The organism is Streptosporangium heterodermiicola, assembly GCF_051390675.1.
Classification (GTDB): domain Bacteria; phylum Actinomycetota; class Actinomycetes; order Streptosporangiales; family Streptosporangiaceae; genus Streptosporangium.
Genome location: NZ_JBPJSR010000001.1, coordinates 862859 through 884974, shown reverse-complemented (window position 1 = coordinate 884974; position 22116 = coordinate 862859). Strand labels below are relative to the sequence as shown.

The following is a 22116-nucleotide window of genomic DNA, read 5'->3' as shown; positions in this document are numbered from 1 at the left end:
TCGCGGTCCTCACAGATACAGGCCGGTGCCGTTGTCGGTCTGCGGGGTGGCGATGGCGTGCAGGTCGCGCTCGCGCATGACCAGATAGAGCTGGCCGTGCACCTCGACCTCGTACTGGTCCTCGGGGTTGAACAGGACCTTGTCGCCGACCTTGACCGCGCGGGCGTTCTGGCCCGCGCCGCAGACCTCGCCCCAGACGAGGCGGTTGGCCATCTTCACCGTCGCCGGGATGACGATGCCCGCCGTGCTGCGGCGTTCCTCGGACTCCTGCTCGATCTTGACCATGACACGGTCGTGGAGCATCTGGATCTCGAACTTCGGGTCACCCACAGCATGAAGCTTATGGGAACCGCGGAGCCGAGCCCGCTCGACGGCGGTCCCGGGCACCGGGAGGCCGGGAGAGGACGACATCGGTGATGGAGATCCGTCCGCCGAGTAGGATCCGGCGTTATGACGTCTCCTGAACTCGTGAGCGGCTTCCTCGACTGGTATCTGGCGGCGAATCCCGCCTACGCCAACCTCGCGGGCGCACAGGGGTACGACAGGACTCTCGGCGACTTCACCGAGTCGGGCATCCTCGCCAGGCAGCGTGAGGCGCGCCGCTGGCTGGGACGGCTCCAGGAGGTCCAGGCGCCCGGGAGCGCCGGGAGCCCCGCGGAGCCCGAGAGCTTCGAGGACGAGATCGACCGGGAGCTGGTCATGTCCACGCTGCGCGGCGAGATCGCGTACGAGACGTGGCCCGTCTGGCGGCGCGACCCGGGCGCCTACGTGGGGCCGATCTTCTCCTCGATGTTCGGGCCTTTCCTGCAGCGGCTGTCCGGCGAGGCGGAGCTGGTGGACGCGGCCGTCGCGCGGCTGGCCGAGGTGCCTGACGTCATCGCCGCCTGCCGGGCCAACCTCGACCCCGGCCTCGCGGCCCCGCTGCTGGTCGCGCGGGGGCTGGGCCAGTCGCGGACCGCCCGGCGGTTCCTCACCGAGACGGTCCCCGGCCAGGTCGCCGACGAGGCCCTGCGCGCCCGGCTGGTCGCGGCGGCCGAGCCCGCGGCGGCGGCCTTCGACGAGCTGGTGGAGTTCCTGGAGGGCTTCCGGGCGACCGGCACCTGGCGGATGGGGGAGGAGCTCTACTCCACCCTGCTGCGCGAGCGGGAGATGCTCGGCTACGGCGCCGGAGAGCTGCTCAAGCGGGGACAGGCCGCCTACGACGAGCTGGACGCGCGGATGCGCGAGGTCGCCGCCAGGCTGGACGGCGGCTCCGGCGACTGGCACGCGGCCGTCACCGAGCTCCAGGACGACCACGCGCCGACGCTGGAGGACATGCGGGCCGAGTACGAGGCCGAGACGGAGCGGGCCAGGAGGTTCGTCCGCGAGCGTGGCCTGGTGACCTTCGCGGCGGGCGAGGAGTGCAGGGTCGTCCCGTCGCCGGAGTTCCAGCGGCCCATCGTCGCCGTCGCCTCCTACATGTCGCCCCCGCCCCTGTCGACCTCCAGGATCGGGCACTTCTTCGTCCCGTTCACCCCGTCCTCGTTCACCGAGGAGCAGGTCCGCCAGCGGTTGCGCACCAACGCCAGGGCGCAGATGCCCTCCATCGCCGTCCACGAGGCCTACCCGGGTCACCACTGGCACCTGTCGTGGATGGCGGACAACCCCCGGCGGGCCCGCAAGCTGTTCCGCACCCCGTACTTCGCCGAGGGCTGGGGCCTGTACGTCGAGAAGCTCATGCACGAGCAGGGCTACTTCACCACCCCGGCCCAGGAGCTCGCCCACCTCGACTTCCGGCTCTTCCGGGCGGCCCGCATCGTCGTCGACACCTCGTTGCACTGCGGCGACATGACGATCGAGCAGGCCGAGGAGTACATGACCACGAAGTCGTCGCTCACCCCCGGCACGGCCAAGGGCGAGGTCGACCGCTACTGCGCGTGGCCCACCCAGGCGCCCTCCTACCTGACCGGCGCCCTGGAGATCGACCGCATCCGCGACGACTACCTGGCGGCGGGCCGCGGCGACCTGCGCGCCTTCCACGACACGCTGGCCGGTTCCGGCGGGCTCCCCCTCGGACTGGCCCGCCGGGTCGCGCTGGAGGGCTGACCCGCGGTCACGCCCCCGCGCGAGCGGGGCTGTGCACATGGTCCCAGCTCACGTACGAGCGGCGGCTACGTGCGGGCGGGGGCGCGGCGGCGGGTCTCGGGGACGATCAGCGGGGTGCCGCTCTGCGGGTCCTCGATGATCTCGCAGCGCAGTTCGAAGACCTCCTCCACCAGCGCGGCCGTGACGATCGAGGCGGGGTCGCCCTCGGCGACGATCCGGCCGTCGCGCATCACGATCAGGTGGGTGGCGTAGCGGCAGGCCTGGTTCAGGTCGTGCAGCACGGCGACCATGGTCCTGCCCTGCTCGTGCAGGTCGGCGCAGAGGTCGAGCACCTCGATCTGGTGGGCGATGTCCAGGAAGGTCGTCGGCTCGTCGAGCAGCAGGATCGGGGTCTCCTGGGCGAGCGCCATGGCCAGCCAGACACGCTGGCGCTGGCCGCCGGAGAGCTCGTCCACGCAGCGGTCCGCCAGGTCGGTCACGTCGGTCGACTCCATGGCCGCCGCCACCGCGACCTCGTCCTCGCGGGACCACTGCCGCATCAGCCGCTGGTGCGGGTAGCGGCCCCGGCCCACCAGGTCGGCGACCGTGATGCCGTCGGGCACGATCGAGCTCTGCGGCAGCAGGCCCAGCCTGCGCGCGACCTCCTTGGACGGCAGCGAGGTGATCACGGACCCGTCCAGGTGGACCGCCCCCGCGCGGGGCTTGAGCATGCGGGCCAGGGCGCGCAGCATGGTGGACTTGCCGCACGCGTTGGGGCCGATGATCACGGTGAACGATCCGTCGGGGATCGTGACGTCCAGGTCACTGGTCACCACGCGCTTGTCGTACGAGAGCGTCAGTCCGGTGCCGTACAGTCTCAACGTCGTTCCCTCCGGAGTAGAAACACCAGGTATATACCGCCGATCGCGGCGGTCATGATTCCCACCGGCAGCTGCACCGGGGCGAAGACACGCTGGGCGGCCAGGTCGGCGCCCACCAGTAGTGTGGCGCCCGTCAGCGCCGAGGTGACCAGGGTGACGCCGGGGGAGCGGCTGATCCGGCGGGCCAGCTGGGGGGCCGCCATCGCCACGAAGATCACGGGCCCGGCGGCGGCGGTGGCGACTCCGCACAGCAGCACGCCGACGGCGATGGCCGTCGCGCGCACCGGCTCGACGCGGATGCCCGCGGCCCTGGCCGCGTCGTCGCCCATCTCCATCATCCGCAGCGGGCGCGACAGCCAGGCGCAGACGGGCAGGAGCACGGCGAGCGCGTACGCGACCGGGACCGCGTGCTCCCAGCCGCGCCCGCTGAGGCTGCCGGTGATCCACGCCCCGGCGGTGGCGGCGTCGTTGATGTTGGCGCGGGTCAGCATGTACCAGCAGGCGGAGACCAGCAGCGCGCTGATCCCGATGCCGACCAGGATCAGCCGGTAGCCCTGCACCCCGCGCCGGAAGGCCAGGGCGTACACCACCAGCGCGGAGAGGACGCACCCGGCGAGCGAGGCTCCCGCGATCTGCCAGGCGGTGCCGCCCAGCACGACGGCGGCGATGCCCCCGGTGGAGGCGCCGGCGGTGAAGCCGATGAAGTCGGGGCTGCCGAGCGGGTTGCGGGTGAGACTCTGGAAGACGGCCCCGCTCAGCCCGAACGCGGCGCCGACCAGCAGGCCGGTCACGACCCGCGGTGCCCGCAGGCGGCCCACGATGAGCTCGGCGGCCGGGGGCCCCTGGCCGAACAGCGCGGCCACGATGTCGGGGATGGGCACGGTGAACTCGCCGACGGACAGCGCTACCAGGCTGACGACCGCTCCCAGGGCGGTGACGGCGATCCCGGCGCCGAGGCCGCGCGGCGAGAGCCGCAGCGACCAGGAACGCAGGCGCAGCGCGGGGGGAAGGGCCTTCGAGGCGGGCGTCCGCCGTGCGGGATGCGTGTCGTGGGTCCCCGGAGAGGTCCCGGGAGAGGTACCCGGGGAGGTCGCCGGTGGTGGGATGAGTTTCATGAGAGGTCCGCGCGGTGAGCCTTCGAGACGGTTGCCGGTGATGGAGCGGGTTTCGTGAGGGATGCGCGCGGTGAGTCTCCGAGGCGGTCGCCGGCGGGTTCCGTAAGAGGTCCGCGCCGTGAGTCTCCGGGGTGGGCGTCCGTGGACGGGGAGGGTTTCATAGGGCGGCGAGCCTCCGGCGGCGGGCGAGCAGGACGAACACAGGGGCGCCGACGGCGGCGCACATGATGCCCACCTGCACCTCGGCGGGGGCGGCGACCACCCGGCCGAGGATGTCCGAGCCGAGCAGCACCACGGGCGCGAGCACGACGGTGTAGGGCAGGACCCAGCGCTGGTCGGGCCCCGTGAAGGCTCGCACCGCGTGCGGCACGGCCAGCCCCACGAACCACAGGGGCCCGGCGGCGGCGGTGGCGGCCCCGCACAGCAGGGTGACGGCGATCGCGGTCAGCCCGCGCGTACGGGCCACGCTCACGCCGAGCGCGCGTCCCGCCTCGTCGCCGAGCGCGAGGGCGTTGAGCGGCTTGGCGAGCAGCAGCCCGAGCACGAGCCCGGCCGCGAGGAACGGGGCGAGCCGCACCGCGACGTCGCCGCCGATCCCGGCCAGCGAGCCGGTGAGCCAGAACCGCATCCGGTCGAAGGTCGCGCTGTCGGTCCGCAGGATCGCCGAGGCGGCGGCGTTGAAGACCATGCCCAGGGCGACACCGGCGAGCGTGAGCCGTACCGGACCGCCGCCCGACCGCCCGGCGGAACCCAGCGCGTAGGCGAGCGCGGCGGCGGCGGCCGCGCCGGCGAAGGCGAACCAGACGTAGAGGGAGGGGTCGCTCACCCCGAGCAGCCCGATGGCGGCCGTCACCCCGAACGCGGCGCCCTGGTTGACGCCCAGCAGGCCGGGGTCGGCGAGCGGGTTGCGGGTGAGGCTCTGCATCAGCGCGCCGGCCAGTCCGAGTGCCGCGCCCACGGCGATGCCGATCAGGGTCCTCGGGACGCGCAGGTCCCTGATGACCGTGTGGTCCGCGGACCCGTCGGGCGCGAGCAGCGCGTCCAGCACCGTGGACAGCGGGACCGAGCGGGAGCCCACCGCGACGCCGATCATCGCCAGCAGCGCCAGTACCGCCAGCCCGGCGAGCAGTCCGGCCGCCAGCGCCGCCGAGCGCCGTCCCGTCCCTCCCGCCCGCTCCGGACGCGTCGCGTCCGGTTTCGCGGCCGTCTCTGACGCGGACGCGGCCGTGGAGACAGACGCGGCCACAGCGGCCCTGCTCACCGGGTACCCCTCTTCGTCGGTATTGGTTAGGTAAGGCTAATCTAATGCAAGAGTCATTTAGGTAAGCCTATCCTTTGGAGTCGGAAATGTCCCTACCTGTCCTACCCCGGCGGGGATTCATGGCCGCGGGCCTCGGCCTCGTGTTCGCCCTGGCCGCGTGCGGTGGCGGCACGGAGACGCCCGCGGCGACCGGCGGCTCCCCGGCCGCGGCCTCCCCGGCGGCGGCGGGTCCGTGGACGTTCACCGACGACCGCGGGAAGAAGATCGACGCGCCCGGGCGGCCGGCCAGGGTCGTCGCCCAGGTCGGCGCCGCCGCGGCGCTCTGGGACTTCGGGATCCGCCCCGTCGCCGTCTTCGGGCCGCACAAGCTCAAGGACGGTACGAAGGATCCCCAGGTCGGCGACGTCGACATCACCAAGGTCGAGTCCATCGGCAACGTGTGGGACGAGTTCAACGTCGAGAAGTACATCTCGCTCCAGCCGGACCTGCTGGTCAGCGGCATGTACACCAAGGACGCCCTCTGGTACGTGCCGCAGAAGTCCGCCGCCACCATCGAGCAGGTCGCGCCCACCCTCGGCGTCAGCCTGCTCGACGTGTCGGTGCCCCAGCTCATCGAGAGGTACGGGCAGGTCGCCACGGCCCTCGGAGCGGATCTCGGCGCTCCCGAGGTGACCTCGGCCAAGGCCAGGTTCGACGCCGCCTCCGCCGCGCTCCCCAGCCCCGAGGCCAAGGGCCTGAAGGTCCTGGTCCTGGCGAGCGGGCCGGAGTCCATCTGGGTGGCCAACCCCGACGACCACGCGGACCTGCGCTACTTCAAGGAGCTCGGCCTGGACCTGGTCGTGCCGGAGAAGGTCGACGACGGCGGCTTCTGGCAGACCCTGAGCTGGGAGAACGCCGACACCTACGACGCGGACGTGATCCTGGTGGACGCGCGCACCCAGTCGATGCGGCTTGAGGAGATGAAGAGGAAGCCGACCTTCGCCGCGCTGCCCGCGGTCAAGGCGGGGCAGGTCTATGAGTGGCACGCCGAGGAGCGCTACAGCTACCAGGGCTACGCGGACGTGCTGGAGCGGCTCAACACCGACCTCGCCAAGGCCGGGAAGCTCTAGCCGGACCGCCACCGCACCCGGGGCGGCGTACGGCACACCCGTGCCAAGCCGGGCCGGGCCGGGCCGGGCCGGGTCGGACGGCGTAAGGCCAGGCCGACGACGGAGAACAGCGGTCCGGGTCAGGCGTAGGTGCCGCGGACCTCGACGATGTCGGCCAGCGGGAACTCCAGGTAGTCGCCCGCCTCCTCGCACCACGCGTCGAGCACGCCGCTGCGCAGCTCGCCGTGGCTGATGGTGGCGGTCAGGCCGTCGGCCAGCGTGATCGCCGCCCGTACGCCGCGGTCGACGACGAAGCCGAGCAGCGACTGCTGGGCGGTCGGCAGGCGGGAGGCCATCCGGCCGATGACCGCCCACGTCCTGCCGGCGGACCGGGAGGCCTCCCCCTCGGCGACGAGCAGGCGCTGGGCGTGCTCGCGCGGGTCGGGGGGCGGCTCCACCAGCGGGTACGAAGGCTGCTCGAACTCGGCCACCCGGCCCCCGGGAAGCAGGATCAGCCGCCCGTTCTGCGGCTCCTCGACGCGGGCCCTGCGGATGGTGATCTCACCGGTGTCCTCGATCGGCACCGGCGCGTAGCCGTTCTCCCGCAGCGCCGCGAGGGTCTTGTCGGCGGGCACCGAGCTGGCCAGCACGGTCGGGGCGAGCAGCCGCAGGCCCAGCCTGCCCAGCCGCCGGTGCCCGGCGATCTCGGCCAGCAGCGCCGGGTCGGAGGCCTGCACGATGCAGGCGACCGTGGTCACCGTGACCTCGCCGTGCCGCCTGGCCACGTCGTGTACCAGGTAGTCGAGGGGCTGCGGCACCGTGCCCACCTCGGCGAGGTCCGCCAGCAGGCCCTCGGCGGTGTAGCCGGAGTCCATGGCCCGGCGCACGCTGGCCGGGGTGAACCGCCACACCGAGGCCGCGCCCCGCGACTCGCGTTCGGCGGCCCGGTCGAGCAGCTCGGCGAGCTCGCCGGCGGGCGGGCCGGTCACCACGGCGGTGAGGTCGGCGCCGAAGAGCGCGCTGCGCCGCACGCTGGCCAGCGCCCTGGTGGAGCACTCGACCAGCATGGGGTCGTTCTCCACGATGGGCGACGAGTCGTCGATCTCGTCACCGGGGAAGGCGTCCAGCCCGGCCATCGCCCGGCCGAGGTCGGTGATCGTGTCGAGGGCGACGAGCCCGAGCATGCGGGCCTCCTCCATCACGGCGGGGGCGCACTCGGCCAGCAGCGACTGGTCCAGCAGCGGGGCGTGCCAGTGCGCGGACCTCACCAGCCCCGCCCGGTCGGTGCACGCCGTGCTGGCGGGCAGCCGGGCCAGCACGCCGAGCAGTGCCCGCCGGGCGCGGGCGACCATGGCTCCGGCCGGGTCGTCGCCGAGCACCGTGCCGTACTTGCCGTCGACCTTCCGCAGCGACGAGCGCTCCATCCGCCACCACGCCGACAGCAGCACCCTCAGCCTGGCGGCGGCGTCGTCCAGCCGCCAGCGGTCGAACTTCTCGGTGGGCACCAGCCCGCCCGCCGGCTCGTCCCAGGCGAGCAGCCTGGCCACCGCGCAGACCTCCAGCAGCAGCCGGGTCTCGTCCTCGTCGCAGCCGGTGTCCCTGGCCACCCGCCGGACCTCGCGCACCCCGACCCCGCCCGCCTTGAGCAGCGGCAACGGGAACTTCGCGGTGTTCTCCAGCATCGCGGCGCAGCGCTCCACCACGTGCGGGGCGGCCAGCGTCATCAGGTGGTCGACGGCCTCGGGGTCGACGGGGATGGTGGCGAGGTCGGGCGGGACGGGGGTGAAGGGCGGGTGGTAGTCGGGGCCGCGCAGCGCGAGCGCCACCTCGCGGGGCATCTCGGCCACGTTCCAGCTGGGCCGGAAGAGCAGCCCGTGGTCGGCCGCCCACTTCTCGGGGGCGCCGGGCACCACGAACCTGCCGCCGTCGACGTCGCGGACCGGGCCGTCCCAGGCGAACTCGTCCAGCAGCCGCCTCGCGCCCTCCGGGGCCCTCTCCAGCAGCGCGGTCACCCGCGCGGGGTCTTCGAGGATCTCGGTGACCCTGGTGACCGTGCGCCGCTTGGGACCGTGCGGAAGGCCGAGGGTCCTGGCCAGCCCGCGCAGCGCGTCGGCGCTGACCGTCCAGGAGTTCAGGTAGTGGGGGAGCGGCTCGCCGAGCCCGCAGGGCGCCGCCCACCACCGGGCGACCCCCTCGGCCACCCGGACGCGGCCCTCGCCGTCGGGCCACGCCAGCGCGTGGTCGAACAGCAGGTCGAGCCAGGGCGACACCTCGGACCCGGGCACGCCCATGAACCGGGCGACCGTCTCCGGCCCGGCACGCTCGCCGAGGGCGAGTGCCGCCTGCGCCACCTCCAGGGAGGGCAGCGGCAACCCGCGCATGACCTCCATCACCGCGAACCCGTTGCCCAGCCGCTGCGCCAGGGTGTCCAGGCGGCGCGGCCACGGTGGGGCGATGGCGTCCAGCCGGTTGGCCAGAACTCGGGCGAGCCGTTCTTCGTCGAGGGTTTTCAACCAGCCGAGCAGGTGATCGTCCATCTCGCAGCTCTCTCAGGAATCTCGCGCGGGGACTCTCCGTGAGCCATAAACATCCACGGTAATGCAGAGGGCATCTCTGACGGCATCTACCGCGCAGAATGCGATGCGTTATAGAGCTCTCCGTCCGGTTCTGATCGGTCCCGGGGCCGCGAGGCGGGAGGGATGGCGGCCCCGGGACCGATCGGCGCCTTCGAAAGGGAAGGGCGGCGCCGTCCGGGAGGGTTCGGTAGAGGTCCTGGGAGAACGAGGAAGGTCGTGGGACCCGAGAGGCGCGGGCGAACCGGAGGATCACCGGGGATCACCGGGGGAGGGGACTACGGGTGGTCGAGGGGGTCCGGGTCCTGGGGGAGGCCCGTCCTGAGGACGGCCCACACGATCTTGCCGTACGGGGCGAGCGGTGCCCAGCCCCAGCGGAGGCTCAGCGACTCGACGATGTGCAGCCCGAGACCGCCGATGTCGAGGGGAGAGGGGTCGCGGAGGGCGGGGAATCCGGCTCCCGGGTCGTTGAGCGTGCAGGCGACCAGCCCGCCGCGCCGGAGCAGGGAGAGCCGGATCGGCTCCCTGGCCCGGGACTCGGCCAGTCTCAGGCCGTGCCTGAAGGCGTTGGTCGCGAGCTCCGAGACCACCAGCTCCATGTTCTCGCCCAGCTCACCGAGGTTCCAGCCGGTGAGGGTGCCCGTCGCGAAGCTGCGGGCGGAGTGGACGGACTCGGCGTGGGGCGGGAGCACGAAGGTGGCGCTGGCCATGGCTGCCGGGGATCCGGGAAGGAGATCGCGCGCGGAATCGGGCCACCAGCCGGCGGGGGGCCACCAGTCGAGCGCCGTCCATGACGTTGACGCTCGGGGGGGCGCGGTTTGGGCGGACTGCACAGCCGTCATCATGCTGCAAACTCCCGTGCAGGTGCAAGAGCGAATGCACGTGCATAAGGTCTGTGCAACCGCTACCGTTACCCCTGATTGGGTGATTTCCGGACGAAAGGGGATCTTGGTCGTGGCCAAGGATTCTTAGGTCACGAAGTGACAGACTGTCGATCAGGAAAGCGAGCGAGGAGCACCACGTGTCCATGGATCCGCCCGGTACCGGTTCCACTGTTCGGCGAATCATGCTCGGAGCGAGCCTTCGCCGGCTGCGTGAGGAGAAGGGGCTCGCCCGTGAGGCCGCGGGATTTCACATCCGCGCCTCCGAGTCCAAGATCAGCCGCATGGAGCTCGGCCGCGTCGGTTTCAAGACGCGTGACGTGGAAGACCTGCTCACCCTGTACGGCGTGCTCGACGACGCAGAACGGCGCGGCCTGCTGGAGATGGTCCGCGAGGCGAACACCCCGGGCTGGTGGCACAAGTACGGCGACCTGTTGCCGCACTGGTTCACCACCTACGTGGGGCTGGAGGAGGCGACGAACATGATCCGCACCTACGAGGTGCAGTTCATTCCCGGCCTGCTGCAGACGTCCGCCTACGCGCACACCGTGATCCGGTTGGGCTACCCGGACGTGCCGGAGGCGGAGATCGAGCGTCGTGTGCATATGCGCATGCAGCGGCAGGATCGCCTGACGAAGAAGGACGGCCCCCGGTTGTGGGCGGTTATCGACGAGGCGGCCCTGAGGCGTCCCATCGGAGGCAAGGAGATCATGCGGGAACAACTCCAGCACCTGCTGGAAGTGTCCTCGCTTCCCAACATCACCCTTCAGGTGATGCCCTTCCGATTCGGCATGCACGCGGCCGAGGGTGGTGCGTTCAGCATCTTGCGGTTTCCCGAGTCCGACCTGTCGGACGTCGTCTATGTCGAGCAGCTCTGGGGTGCCCTCTACCTGGATAAACGTGAAGATATTGATCCATATCTCACGGCCATGGAGCAGTTGTGCGTGGAAAGCACCACGCCCGGGGGCACCGCCGAGATCCTCGGCGACCTTCTCAGAGAGACGTAAATGAAGCAGACCTACAACGGCATGCCCGCCACTGACCTTGCCGGGGCCAGCTGGCGCAAGAGCCGCCACAGCAACTCGACGGGTAACTGCGTCGAACTGGCCGAGCTGTCCGACGGCAGCATCGCGGTCCGTAACTCGCGTTTCCCCGAGGGACCTGCCCTGATTTACACGCGGGATGAGATCCGCGCCCTGGTACTCGGGGTGAAGGATGGGGAGTTCGACGGTTTAACGGTGTAACACCGTTTTTACATCAGGGCCGCCAGGTTAACCGTGGCGCGCCTGTGACGTAACCGGGGGAGTGGATCGGCACGGAAGAGTTTGAGATCACAGTGATTGGGGGCTCAAACCGTGCTCGACCAGATGACCTTGTATCCGGTTGCCGACGACGTGTTGTTCGCACCAGGCGGGCGCGTCGTGATCCGCACCTACGGCGTCGCCTCGGCGGCGACCGGGGAGGGTACGCCCACTCCGGTGTCCTACCGCACATGGGTCACCGGAGTGCGCGACCAGCCGCGTTACTGGCGTTGGGGTCACTTCGAGGACGCCTGCCACGGTCATCGCAAGGTCCTCGAATGGCTCACCGGCCGGGGCCCCCAGCCCGTCGAGCTCGCGGCCTGAACGAGCCCTCCCCGCCGTACGACGTGACGCCGTTCGGTGTGGTGTCGTCCGGTGTGGTGTCGTTTGCCGTGACGCCGTTCAAAGGGCGGGGCCGTCGCTCATGTCGTAGTGGGCGTGGCGCGCGCCCGTGGCGAACGCCCAGTAACGGTCGCCGTAGGACCAGTGCCACCACTCGGTCGGGTAGTTGACGAACCCCGCGGACGTCATCACGATTCCGAGGATGTCGCGGTTGCGGCGGGCCTCGGAGGGGATGCCGGGGAAGGCGGTGTGGCACGCCTCGTCGCTCTCCGGCGGGGTGGCGTTGACCCGCGTGCCCATCGGGAGTTCGGCGCCGGAGACGGTGCACAGGGTCAGGTCCACCGCGCCTCCGCTGACGTGCGGGGCCACCTCCGGCGGGGAGACGTACCTGCTGGCCTCCAGTCCGGCCCGCCGGTCGTCCCAGCCCGGGTGGGCCGCCCTGTGCGCGGCCACGGAATCGGCGAAGTAACGGCGCTGCAGGGCCGCCGGGCGGAATCCCTCCACGACCAGCAGGCGCAGCCCGCGGGGCAGCCGGGCCTGCGCGGCGATCAGGCGGCCGGCCACGCTCAGCCGTACGCGCGCGTACGCCCCCTCGGGATCGGCGAGGCTCCGGTCGAGCCGGACGTCCTCCAGGGCGCGGAGATCCACCAAGGGCTCACCGCACTCCTTCACCGGCACTTCGGCGATCCGTGGATCCGACAGGAGCACGATCTCCGGCATACGAGCCTCCGCGTCGTTTCGAAGGTGCTCCGCGCGGGACACCGATGCCATGGTGCGTCCCGGCGCTTCAAAGACGCTGCAACCGGCCTCCGCGGAGCCTCACTCGCCGAGCTCACGCAGCTCGCGGGCCCCGTACAGCCGGAAGATCTCCAGCGTCTCGGCCAGGTTCTTCTTGGCGGCGGCCTCCTCGCCGAGCGCGCCGTGCACCCGGGCCAGGTCGCGCATGGTACGGGCGCGGAACAGATGGGCGCTCAGCGTCTCCCACAGCGCCAGCGACCTCGTGAGGTGCCCCTTGGCCTGCCGGAGCCGGCCCTCGGCCAGGTCGAGCTCGCCGAGCGTACGCAGGGTGCACGCCTCGCCCCAGCGGTCGCCGAGGGTCCGGGTCATGGCGAGCGCCTGCTCCAGGGCCCGGCGTGCCTGGTCGAACCGGCCGAGCCGTACCCAGATCTTGGCCAGGGAACGCTCGCAGTACGCCCCCATCAGCCGGTCGCCCAGCTCGCGGAAGATCGCCGACGCCTGCTCGCACAGCTTCTCCGACCGCGCCAGCTCGCCCCGGGCGCGGTGGTACAGGGACATGCTCCGCAGGGTCAGCCCTTCGCCGCGCCGGTTCCCGGTCTCCTGGTACAGGGCCAGCGCAGCGGTGAGGTCGTCCCAGGTCGCCCGGTAGTCCCCGCGCTCCAGCCGCACGCTGCCGGACAGCCTCCTGACGTGCGCGAGGGCCGCCGGGTCGGCGAGGTCGGTCCACCGCCGGCCCGCCTCGCCCAGGAAGTGAAGCGCCTCGGACAGGTGGCCCTGTTCGCGGCAGGCGGCACCGAGCGCGGCGAGCGTGGTGGCCTCACCCCGGGCGTCCCGGGCGAGGCGGAACAGGGACAGCGCCCGGCCGAGGTACTCGCGGGACTGGGCGTAATGGTCGCGCTCGTAGTACAGGTGGCCGAGCCCGGCGAGCAGGGTCGCCTCGCCCAGGGCGTTGCCCCTCCGCCGCGCCGCCGCCAGCGCGGCCTCGTGCGTGCGGTGCCACGCCGCGAACGGGTTGTCGAAGATGTACTGGCTGCCCTCGAAGGCCACCGAGGACAGTGCGGCGGCCAGCTGCACGGCGATGTCGTCGAGATCCATCGCCGCCGCCAGCTCCACGGCGGGGATCAGCGCCTCCTCCTCACCGCGGAACCAGTCGTGCGGGGCGGCGAGCACCATCCGCAACACCTCCCGGTCCACCGGCCGCGCCAGGCCGAGGGGGGCGCGCATCGGGATCGCCCCGGTGGGTACGGCCTCGCCGAGCTGTTCGATCAGCCACAGCCACCCGCCGAGCACCCTGCGCACGACCGCCGTGCGCTCCCGCTCCGGTTCCTCCGCGCACGCGCGCTCCCGGGCGAACAGCCGGACCAGGTCGTGCAGCCGGTAGCGGGCCCGGCCGGCCGCGTCCGTGTCGACCGCGTTCGCCAGGGAGGTGTCCACCAGGTGGTCCAGCACCCGCTCCGCCTCGTCCAGGCCGGTCTCCATGGCCGCCGCCACCACCCACACCGGGAAGTACGGCAGGCCGAGCAGGCCCAGGCGGCGCAGTGCCGTCCCGGCCTCGGGCGGCAGCAGGTCGTAGCTGAGGGCGATGCCGGCCCGCACCTCCTGGTCCCCGGCGGCCAGCTCGTCCAGCCTGCGTTGCTCGTCGTCCAGCCGGTCGGCCAGCCGGGCCACCGGCCACCGGTGTCGCGAGGCCAGCCTCGCGCCGGCGATGCGCAGCGCGAGCGGCAGGCCGCCACACCGCCGTACGATGCGCTCCGCCGCGTCCGGATCGGTGGCGACGCGCTCCGGACCGGCGACCTGCCCGAGGAACCGCAGGGCGGCCTGGTCGGGCAACACCCCCAGGGTGAGCACCGTGGCGCCGGCGAGGCCCGCCAGGCGGTTGCGGGAGGTGACGACGACCCCGCAGCCCGGGGCGCCGGGCAGGAGCGGCCGTACCTGCTGCTCGGTGGCGGCGTCCTCCAGCATGATCAGTTTTCGCCGGCCGGCCAGCAACGTGCGGTAGCGGGCGGCGCACTCCTCCAGTGTGCCGGGCGGCGTGCCGGACCCCAGGTCGCGCAGCAGCCGGCCGAGGACCTCCCGCGGGTCGGCGGGCGCCTCAGTGGTGCCGCGCAGCTCGACGTGCAGCTGGCCGTCGGGATAGAAGTGCGCGATCTCGTGCGCGGCGCGCAGGGCCAGGGTCGACTTGCCCACGCCGCCCGGCCCGAAGATCACGCAGACCGGCATGGCGTCCGGCGTGACGAGACGGTCGCGCAACTCCGCGATCTCCTCCTCGCGCGCGGTGAAGTCGGGTGGCGGGGAGGGCAGCTGCCGGGGCGGAGCGGGCCTCCCCGCCGCTTCCAGCAGCGCGGGATCGGAGCGCAGGATGGATTCGTGGACGCGCCGCAGCTCCGGCCCCGGCTCGATGCCCAGTTCCTCGACCAGCACCTGCCTGCCCTGCTGGTAGACGGCGAGCGCGTCCACCTGCCGGCCGGCCCGGTAGAGCGCCACCATGAGGTCGCGGCGCAGCCGCTCGCGCACCGGGTACGCCGCGGTGAGCTCGGTGAGTTCGTCGACCAGGCACTCACTGGGGCCCGTCGCCAGCTCGGCCGCGATCCGCTCCTCGATCAGCGTCAGCCGCAGCTCCTCCAGCCTGGCCGCCTCCGCGTACAGGTAGGTGTCGCCGCTCCCGCCCAGGGCCGGACCCCGCCACAGCGCCAGAGCCGCCCGGAACAGGTCCGCCGCCTCCTGGTGGCTCCCGTCGCGCGCCGCCCGTCGTCCCTGTTCGGCGAGCCGCTCGAAGACGTCCTTGTCCAGGCTGCCCGGCGGGATCTCGGCGGAGTAGCCCACCCGGTGCGAGAAGATGACCTCCGGCAGACCCGCGCCGGCGAACGCCCGGCGCAGCGAGGAGACATAGGTCTGCAGGATCTTGCGTGCGCTCCGCGGCGGGTCGTCCCGCCAGATCGCCTCCATCAGCCGCTCGACGGTGACCGCCCGGCCGGGCGTCAGGAGCAAGGCGGCGAGCAGGGCCCGCGGCTTGCCGCCCCCCAGAGGAACCTGCCGTCCGTCGCTCAGCACCTCAATCGGCCCCAGGAGCCGTAACTCCATTTGGTTCTCCCCCAAAGGCTCGGCAGACCCATCCCAAACCCTAAACGCACACCGGCTTCCCCGGGTGACGGAAGGGGCGCGGGAATTCGCCGGTGCCCTCGGACACACATGCGGTCGAAGACGACGGCGTCACCGGGCTGGGGCGCGTAGCCGCTGCCACGGGTGCGCCACGTGCCGTGCCGGACGCCGTACTCCTTGAAGGACGAGGCCCAGCCGGTGAGGACACCGCCGTCGCCCTCGGCCACGTCGGCGTACGGCACGCCGGCGCTTCGTCAGACGTACTTGGAGAAGTCGGCGCACCAGTCGCTGTCGCGCCACTGGACGCCGTCCCTGGACGGGCACCCCGAGGAGGGCTTCCAGGAGCGGAGGTAACCGGTGTAGTGGTTGCAGCCGCTGCCCGGCGGAGACTCGACGTTGCGAGCCGAGTCGTTGAGCTGGCCGGTGGCCACGGAGACGATGGCCGAACGGCTGACCGCCGCCGAGGGCGTCGCGGAGATCGCCACGGTGCCCAGGGCGGCGACGGTCACCGCCAGGAGCGGGCTCGACATGCGAGGTAGGCGCCAGGTGGAGCCCTTGAGAAGTCTCATGAGCAGCAAGTGTTCGCTCAGCTTCTCCAAAGTCGCTTTGAGTCCGCTCCAATCCCTTTCGGGGCATGCTGGTTGTTTTGTGTTTTGGCCGGCGGCCGGGGCGGAGGACGTCGTCGGCGATGAGCGACCGGCCGGATGGGGGTTCCGGACCCTCCGTCCGAGGTCAGACGGGGGCGTTCCAGGTGAGGACCACCGGCTCGCCGTGCTCGAAGCCGAGCCGGGAGTAGGTCCCGGTGTCCAGGCGGAAGAGACGCCCGTCCTCCGGGGGCAGCCCGAGCCAGCGGGCGCACAGCACCCGCAGGTAGTGCCCGTGGGCGACCACGACCACGTCGCCCTCCGCCTTCCTGGCGCGGGCGATCACCCGGTCGGCGCGGGCGCCGACCTGCTCCGCGCTCTCGCCGGGATGGCCGGAGTCGCCGGGGACGACACCGTCGCGCCACAGGTACCAGCCGGGGCGGCTCTCGCGGATCGTGGCGGTGGTGACGCCCTCGTAGCCGCCGTAGTCCCATTCCCACAGGTCGGGCTCGGTCTCGGGGTTCTCGATCCCGGCCAGCCCGGCGGTGTCCCTCGCGCGCCTGGCCGGGCTCACCAGGGCCAGGTCGAACGTCCGGCCCGCGATCAGCGGGGCCAGCGCCCGAGCCTGGTCCTCGCCCTTGGAGGTCAGCGGCAGGTCGGTGAGCCCGGTGTGCCGGCCGTCCCGGCTCCACTCGGTCTCGCCGTGCCGCAGCAGAGTCATCTGGTTCATCGTGGTCTCCATAATGCCGGTACGGATGGCCCGGCGGTGGCTCGCCGGTGGCGTACCGGTGGCGCACCGGCGGCGGGGCACGGAACACCGTCCGGGGCACGCGATCACGGTGGGAGAGCGTGCGAAACTGGATCGGTGACGTTATCTGTGGGTCTGGTTGGCGCCGGACCGTGGGCCGAGATGGTGCACGCGCCGATGCTGGCGGCTGGTCCGCACACGCGTCTGGCGGGCGTGTGGGCTCGTCGTCCCGAGGCGGCTGCCAGGTTCGGCGCCCCGGTCTTCGAGCGGATCGAGGAGCTCTTCGACAACTGCGAGGCGGTCGCGTTCTCGGTGCCGCCGGCCGTCCAGGCGGAGCTGGGAGTACGCGCCGCCAAGGCGGGCAAGGCGCTGCTGCTGGAGAAACCGCTCGCCGCCGACCTGGACGGGGCCCGGCGGCTGGCCGAGGCGGTCGCCGAGGCGGGCGTGGCCTCGCAGATGGTCCTCACCTGGCGTTACTCACCCGCCACCCGTGCCTTCCTGGCCAGGGTGTCGGCCATCGAGCCGTTCGGCGGTAGGGCCGCCAACATCTCCGGGGCGATGCTCGGCGGAGCCTTCGCCACCTCCTGGCGGCTGGAGCGCGGCGCGATCCTCGACGTCGGCCCGCACATGATCGACATGCTGGACGTGGCGCTCGGCAGGGTCGTCGGCGTCCGGGCGCACGGCAACCCGCTGGGCTGGGTCGGCCTGCTGCTCGAACACGAGACCGGCGCGGTCAGCGAGGCGTCGCTGTGCATGAGCGTGCCCGGTGAGAACCCGCCCTCCGACGTCGAGATCTACGGGCGTCTCGGCCGGGAGTCCCTGGACGGCACCCGGCTGGGCTCCGACGTCTTCTCCCTCATGCTCGCCGAGTTCGCGTCGACCGTACGGCGCGGCGGCGGCCACCCCCTGGACGCCGCGCACGGCCTGCGCCTGCAGGAGATCATCGCCGCCGCCGAGAAGCAGCTCGGCTGAGGGGCGGCTCGATCGAGGAGCGGATTGATCGAGGAGCGGCCCGGCCGGGAGTGATCCGGCCGGGGATCGGGGGGCGCCCGACGCCGGGGACCCTGGGGGGATGCCCGGGGGGATTGATACCGTTCGTCTGACGCGCGATGTGAGCGAAGTCCGGTGTGAGCCCGGCGCTGTCCCGCAACTGTCATGGCCCCCAGGGGTCGAGCCAGGTCGCCTCCGCCGCGTCGACGCCGACCCTCGTGGAAAAGGGTGACCCGTCTCTCCTGGGTCCCTCGGTTCCGGCAACTGAAAGGACCTCGTGTGAGGCCCGTACGCAGCGTCCCCGCCGCCCTCGCCGGTGCCCTGCTCGCCGCGCTGACCCTCGCCGGATGCGGCCAGAGCGCCCCCACCGCCTCTCCCGCCACCTCCGCGAGCGTGGCGGCCACCCCCTCGGCGGCGGGATTCCCCGTCACCGTCGAGGCGGGCAACGGCCCCGTGGCCGTCGCCAAGCGGCCGGAGCGGATCGTCTCGCTGTCGCCCACCGCCACCGAGAGCCTGTTCGCGATCGGCGCCGGACCGCAGGTCGTGGCGGTGGACGACCAGTCCAACCATCCCGCCGAGGCGCCGAAGAGCGACCTGTCCGGTTTCAAGCCGAACGTGGAGGCGATCATCGCCAGGAAGCCCGACCTGGTCGTGGTCGCCAACGACGCCGACAGCGTCGTGGCCGCGCTGGGCAAGGTCGGCGTCCCCGTACTGCTGGAGCCCGCCGCCACCAAGCTCGACGAGGCCTACGACCAGATCACCGACCTCGGCGCCGCCACCGGCAACGGCGACAGGGCCGCCGAGATCGTCGCCGGGATGAGGAAGCAGCTCGACGAGCTCGCCGCCGCCGCGCCGAAGGACGCGAAGCTCACCTACTATCACGAGCTGGACACCACCCCCTATTCGGCGACCTCCACCACCTTCATCGGGCAGATCTACGGGCTGTTCGGCATGACCAACATCGCCGACGAGGCTCCCGACGCGGCCGGTGGCTACCCCAAGCTCTCCGCCGAGTTCGTCGCCAAGGCCGACCCCGACCTCGTCTTCCTGGCCGACACCAAGTGCTGCGGCCAGTCCAGGGACACCCTCGCCAAGCGTCCCGGCTGGTCCAAGCTCTCCGCCGTCAAGGACGACCAGGTCGTCCTCCTCGACGACGACGTCGCCTCCCGCTGGGGGCCGCGTGTCGTCGACCTCGCCAGGCAGGTCGGCGACGCGGTCCAGAAGGTTTCGGCGGGCTGATCGGCGTCACGAGAAGAAACGAGAAATGCTTCCTCCCCGCTCCGAAGGGCGAGGCATCCGCCCCGGGCACCCGGTGAGCCCCGGCGACGCGCCCTCGGACCCGTCGCCGACCGGCCCCGGCCCCGAGACCGGCACGGACACCGTCACCGGTCCCGGAGCCGGCACGGACGCCGGTGTCAGTACGGGCGTCGTCACCGGTTCCGGTGCGGATACCGGCACCGTAACCAGGACCGGCGTCGGAAGGGATCCCGGTGCGGCGGGTTGGGGGGCCGGTGTCCAAGGCGGGCAGGCGGCCCGGCTGAGCCCGTTGATGGCGGTCTCGGCCGTGGCCGTGCTCCTGGGGAGCATGCTCGCCGGGCTGCTGGTCGGCGCGGCGGGCATCGCGCCGCGCGACGTGCTGCTCCAGCTGCTCGACTGGCTGCCGTTCGTCTCGGCGGACTCGGGACTGGCCCCAGTCGAGCTGGGCCTGCTGACCGAGCTGCGGCTGCCCCGGGTCCTGCTCGCCGCGATCGTCGGCGGCCTGCTGGCCATCGCCGGAGCCGGTTACCAGGGCGTGTTCCGCAACCCGCTCGCGGACCCGTACCTGCTGGGAGCCGCAGCGGGCGCCGGTCTGACGACCACGGCGGCGATCGTCTTCACCGGTGGAGACATCGAGGCGATCGGCATTCCGGCCGCGGCCTTCGCCGGGGCCGTCGGCGGCGTGCTGCTCGCCTACGCGCTGGGCAGCGCGGCGGGCCGGGGCGGCGGAACCGCCACGCTGGTCCTCGCGGGCGTCGCGGTCACGTCCTTCCTCACCGCGATCCAGACGTTCCTGCAGCAGCTCAGGGTGGAGGAGCTCCAGCGCATCTACGCCTGGATCCTCGGCGACGTCGGCGGCGGCTGGGGCCAGGTCACGCTCGTCGCCCCGTACGCCGCCGTCTCGGTGGCGGTCATGCTGCTGCACGGCAGGCTCCTCGACGTGCTCTCGGTCGGCGACGACGAGGCGGTCACCCTCGGCCTGAACGCCGCCCGCGTCCGTCTCGTCGTACTGCTCGCCGCCTCCCTGGCCACCGCGGCGGCCGTCGCGGTGAGCGGGCTGATCGGCTTCGTCGGCATCGTCGTGCCGCACGTGGTCCGCCGCCTGGCCGGGGCGTCGTACCGGATCGTGCTGCCGGTCTCGCTGGTCGGCGGGGCCGCCTTCCTGGTTCTCGCCGACCTCATCGCCAGGACCGTGCTCGCCCCCGCCGAGCTGCCCATCGGAGTGGTGACCGCCTTCGTCGGCGCGCCGTTCTTCGTGGCCGTGCTGCGCGTGACCCGCAGGGTGGAGACGTGAACCGCGAGGTGAGCCCGTACGGTGAACGCGCGGCCGTGACCCGCGTGCCGCGTGAAGGGGAGCCTTGTGCAGGGGAACCTCGTGAAGGGGAGAGGCGGAGGGGAGACCGGTGAGCCACCTCGCGGTGAGGGACCTGTCGGTCGTGCTGGACCGGCGCGCGGTGCTGTCCGGCGTCGGTCTCGACGTACGGGACGGCGACTGGCTCGCGGTCATCGGCGCCAACGGCGCGGGCAAGTCCACGCTGCTGCGCGCCCTGGCCGGAGTGCTGCCCTTCGGGGGCGAGGTGCTCGTCGACGACGTGCCGCTCAGGCGGCTCAGGCCCAGGGAGCGGGCCAGGCTGCTGGCCTGCGCCCCGCAGTCCCCGGCGCTGCCGGCCGACATGACGGTGTTCGACTACGCCCTGCTCGGCCGCACCCCGTACATCCCCTATCTGGGCCGTGAGAGCCGTCACGACCGCGAGGTGACCGCCTCGGTGCTGGAGCGGCTGGACCTGTCCTCCCTCGCCGCCCGCCCGCTCGCCCACCTGTCGGGCGGCGAGCGCCAGCGCGTCGTGCTCGCCAGGGCGCTGGCCCAGCGGGCCCCGGTGCTCCTGCTCGACGAGCCCACCACGGCCCTCGACCTGGGACACCAGCAGCAGGTGCTGGAACTCGTGGACCGGCTCCGGCTGGCCGACGGGCTCACCGTCGTCACGACTCTGCACGACCTGAGCCTCGCGGGTCAGTACGCTGACTCGATGATGCTGCTCTCCGGCGGCCGGGTGGCCGCCTCCGGCACCCCGGCCGAGGTGCTGACCGGGGAGCTGATCGGTGAGCACTTCGACGCCCGTGTCCGCGTCGCGGCCGGTCCCGGCGGCAGGCCCGAGGTCCACCTGGAGCGCCCTTGAACGGGGCCGTGACGGTCGGAGGCGTTCGTGAGCGGGACCGAGATCCGGCCGGGGCGTTCGTGAGCGGGGCCGTGACGCGCCGGAGGTGTTCGTGAGCGGGTCCGGGGTTCGGCCGGACGTCCCCGGACAGGCCCGGGGCTCACACGGAGCCGCGCTGAGACTGAGCCACCGCGAGGAGGACGGCGCCCGGCTGGCCTCGCTGCTGTGGGAGTTCGGGCCCGGCTGGCGGGCGATCTCCTCGGCCATGGTCGGCGGAGGCATCGGCCCGGCCGCCTGGATGCTCAACGCGCAGGTGGTCGCCGGATACTCGCGGATGGACCCGGTGGACCACCTCCTGGAGCTGGCCCCGCCGGGACCCGGGGTCGGCATGCTCACCGCGGCCTCGGTCGGCCACTTCACCCGGGCCCGCGACGGGGGAGCGGAGGCCGTGGCGACCGTCGGCCTGCGCGTCCCCACCTGGGCCGCCGCCCCGGAGGGCGCCGCCGACCCCGAGCTGGCCCCCGTGTTCCTGCCGGGAACGGTCAACATCGCGGTCGCCGTACCGGTCGCCATGAGCGACGCCGCTTTGGTCAACGCGGTCATGACGGTGACCGAGGCGAAGACCCAGGCGCTGCTGGAGGCCGGTTTCCCCTGCACAGGCACCGCCTCCGACGCCGTCTGCGTGGCCGCCCCCGACCGTACCCCGGAAGGTCCCGAGGAGCTCTTCGGCGGGCCCCGCTCGACCTGGGGTGCCCGCGTCGCCCGTGCCGTCCACACCGCCGTCCTCCAGGGCGCCCACCGATGGGCGAACCGTGATGCGCCGACCACCTGATCTCTCAGCCGAGGTGACGGGTTTCCTCGGGTGAGCCGATCTCCGTGCGGTATACGTTGTCGCGCCGGAGGGCCGGGCAGGATTAGACTTTGCGTAACTGTCCGCGACGGGGCGTGGGCGTGACGATAGGCGCAAGACGGGATGGTCGGGACGGGGTGGCGATGCCCTGCTCGTGACCTTTCACGGGTGATGGCGGGAAAGAAAGT

General features: G+C 72.5%; 20 protein-coding genes. 10 read left to right on the top strand and 10 right to left on the bottom strand.

Going from position 1 to position 22116, the window contains the following annotated elements; all coding sequences use genetic code 11:
- Positions 1-9: 9 nt before the first annotated feature.
- On the bottom strand, positions 10-330 hold the full coding sequence (locus tag ACSC1Q_RS03625; protein WP_344748144.1) for a GroES family chaperonin: 321 nt from the start codon (positions 328-330) through the stop codon (positions 10-12).
- 120 nt (positions 331-450) lie between these two features.
- Here ACSC1Q_RS03625 and ACSC1Q_RS03620 point away from each other — a divergent pair, with 120 nt between their 5' ends.
- A complete protein-coding gene (locus ACSC1Q_RS03620; RefSeq protein ID WP_436757174.1) occupies positions 451-2085 on the top strand; it encodes a DUF885 domain-containing protein in 1635 nt (544 codons plus the stop codon).
- A 65-nt stretch (positions 2086-2150) separates the two neighbouring features.
- On the opposite strand, the gene ACSC1Q_RS03615 is transcribed toward ACSC1Q_RS03620, so the two are convergent.
- The 3 genes from ACSC1Q_RS03615 to ACSC1Q_RS03605 all read right to left on the bottom strand — a co-directional run bounded on the left by ACSC1Q_RS03615 (position 2151) and on the right by ACSC1Q_RS03605 (position 5321).
- Positions 2151-2945, bottom strand: a complete 795-nt coding sequence (locus tag ACSC1Q_RS03615; RefSeq protein ID WP_436757173.1) for an ABC transporter ATP-binding protein — start codon at positions 2943-2945, stop codon at positions 2151-2153.
- Positions 2942-4060, bottom strand: a complete 1119-nt coding sequence (locus ACSC1Q_RS03610) for a FecCD family ABC transporter permease (protein WP_436757172.1) — start codon at positions 4058-4060, stop codon at positions 2942-2944. The genes ACSC1Q_RS03615 and ACSC1Q_RS03610 overlap by 4 nt, the downstream gene beginning before the upstream one ends.
- A gap of 157 nt (positions 4061-4217) precedes the next feature.
- Positions 4218-5321: a FecCD family ABC transporter permease gene (locus ACSC1Q_RS03605; protein WP_436757171.1), complete on the bottom strand. Its 1104-nt coding sequence runs from the start codon at positions 5319-5321 to the stop codon at positions 4218-4220.
- An 86-nt stretch (positions 5322-5407) separates the two neighbouring features.
- Here ACSC1Q_RS03605 and ACSC1Q_RS03600 point away from each other — a divergent pair, with 86 nt between their 5' ends.
- A complete protein-coding gene (locus ACSC1Q_RS03600) occupies positions 5408-6430 on the top strand; it encodes an ABC transporter substrate-binding protein (RefSeq protein WP_436757170.1) in 1023 nt (340 codons plus the stop codon).
- 119 nt (positions 6431-6549) lie between these two features.
- Here ACSC1Q_RS03600 and ACSC1Q_RS03595 read toward each other — a convergent pair whose 3' ends face one another.
- A complete protein-coding gene (locus ACSC1Q_RS03595) occupies positions 6550-8946 on the bottom strand; it encodes a helicase-associated domain-containing protein (protein WP_436757169.1) in 2397 nt (798 codons plus the stop codon).
- A 314-nt stretch (positions 8947-9260) separates the two neighbouring features.
- Positions 9261-9692, bottom strand: a complete 432-nt coding sequence (locus tag ACSC1Q_RS03590; RefSeq protein ID WP_436757168.1) for an ATP-binding protein — start codon at positions 9690-9692, stop codon at positions 9261-9263.
- Positions 9693-10003: 311 nt separating this feature from the next.
- Here ACSC1Q_RS03590 and ACSC1Q_RS03585 point away from each other — a divergent pair, with 311 nt between their 5' ends.
- The 3 genes from ACSC1Q_RS03585 to ACSC1Q_RS03575 all read left to right on the top strand — a co-directional run bounded on the left by ACSC1Q_RS03585 (position 10004) and on the right by ACSC1Q_RS03575 (position 11488).
- Positions 10004-10870, top strand: coding sequence for a Sco1979 family transcriptional regulator (locus ACSC1Q_RS03585; RefSeq protein ID WP_436757167.1), 867 nt, complete (start codon positions 10004-10006; stop codon positions 10868-10870).
- A complete protein-coding gene (locus ACSC1Q_RS03580; protein ID WP_329092568.1) occupies positions 10871-11107 on the top strand; it encodes a DUF397 domain-containing protein in 237 nt (78 codons plus the stop codon).
- Positions 11108-11218: 111 nt separating this feature from the next.
- Positions 11219-11488, top strand: coding sequence for a hypothetical protein (locus ACSC1Q_RS03575; protein ID WP_436757166.1), 270 nt, complete (start codon positions 11219-11221; stop codon positions 11486-11488).
- 78 nt (positions 11489-11566) lie between these two features.
- Here the strand turns inward: ACSC1Q_RS03575 and ACSC1Q_RS03570 are convergent, their stop codons facing one another.
- From ACSC1Q_RS03570 to ACSC1Q_RS03555, 4 genes are all read right to left on the bottom strand, one after another.
- Positions 11567-12226 carry a M15 family metallopeptidase gene (locus ACSC1Q_RS03570; protein WP_436757165.1) on the bottom strand — a complete coding sequence of 220 codons (660 nt, stop codon included), beginning with the start codon at positions 12224-12226 and terminating at the stop codon, positions 11567-11569.
- A gap of 99 nt (positions 12227-12325) precedes the next feature.
- Positions 12326-15325, bottom strand: coding sequence for an AfsR/SARP family transcriptional regulator (locus tag ACSC1Q_RS03565; RefSeq protein ID WP_436757164.1), 3000 nt, complete (start codon positions 15323-15325; stop codon positions 12326-12328).
- A gap of 272 nt (positions 15326-15597) precedes the next feature.
- The gene (locus tag ACSC1Q_RS03560) at positions 15598-15912 is read right to left on the bottom strand and encodes a hypothetical protein (RefSeq protein ID WP_436757163.1); all 315 of its coding nucleotides are present in this window, start codon (positions 15910-15912) and stop codon (positions 15598-15600) included.
- A gap of 163 nt (positions 15913-16075) precedes the next feature.
- Positions 16076-16657, bottom strand: coding sequence for a histidine phosphatase family protein (locus ACSC1Q_RS03555; RefSeq protein WP_436757162.1), 582 nt, complete (start codon positions 16655-16657; stop codon positions 16076-16078).
- Positions 16658-16792: 135 nt separating this feature from the next.
- Here ACSC1Q_RS03555 and ACSC1Q_RS03550 point away from each other — a divergent pair, with 135 nt between their 5' ends.
- The 5 genes from ACSC1Q_RS03550 (at position 16793) to ACSC1Q_RS03530 (ending at position 21910) form a co-directional block, all read left to right on the top strand.
- Positions 16793-17647: a Gfo/Idh/MocA family protein gene (locus tag ACSC1Q_RS03550; protein ID WP_436757161.1), complete on the top strand. Its 855-nt coding sequence runs from the start codon at positions 16793-16795 to the stop codon at positions 17645-17647.
- A 297-nt stretch (positions 17648-17944) separates the two neighbouring features.
- Positions 17945-18904, top strand: coding sequence for an ABC transporter substrate-binding protein (locus tag ACSC1Q_RS03545; RefSeq protein WP_436757160.1), 960 nt, complete (start codon positions 17945-17947; stop codon positions 18902-18904).
- A gap of 310 nt (positions 18905-19214) precedes the next feature.
- Positions 19215-20216: a FecCD family ABC transporter permease gene (locus ACSC1Q_RS03540; protein ID WP_436757159.1), complete on the top strand. Its 1002-nt coding sequence runs from the start codon at positions 19215-19217 to the stop codon at positions 20214-20216.
- A 109-nt stretch (positions 20217-20325) separates the two neighbouring features.
- On the top strand, positions 20326-21099 hold the full coding sequence (locus tag ACSC1Q_RS03535) for an ABC transporter ATP-binding protein (protein ID WP_436757158.1): 774 nt from the start codon (positions 20326-20328) through the stop codon (positions 21097-21099).
- 154 nt (positions 21100-21253) lie between these two features.
- Positions 21254-21910 (top strand): adenosylcobinamide amidohydrolase, encoded by a 657-nt coding sequence (locus tag ACSC1Q_RS03530; RefSeq protein ID WP_436757243.1) that lies wholly within the window; start codon positions 21254-21256, stop codon positions 21908-21910.
- The last annotated feature ends 206 nt before the right edge of the window (positions 21911-22116 follow it).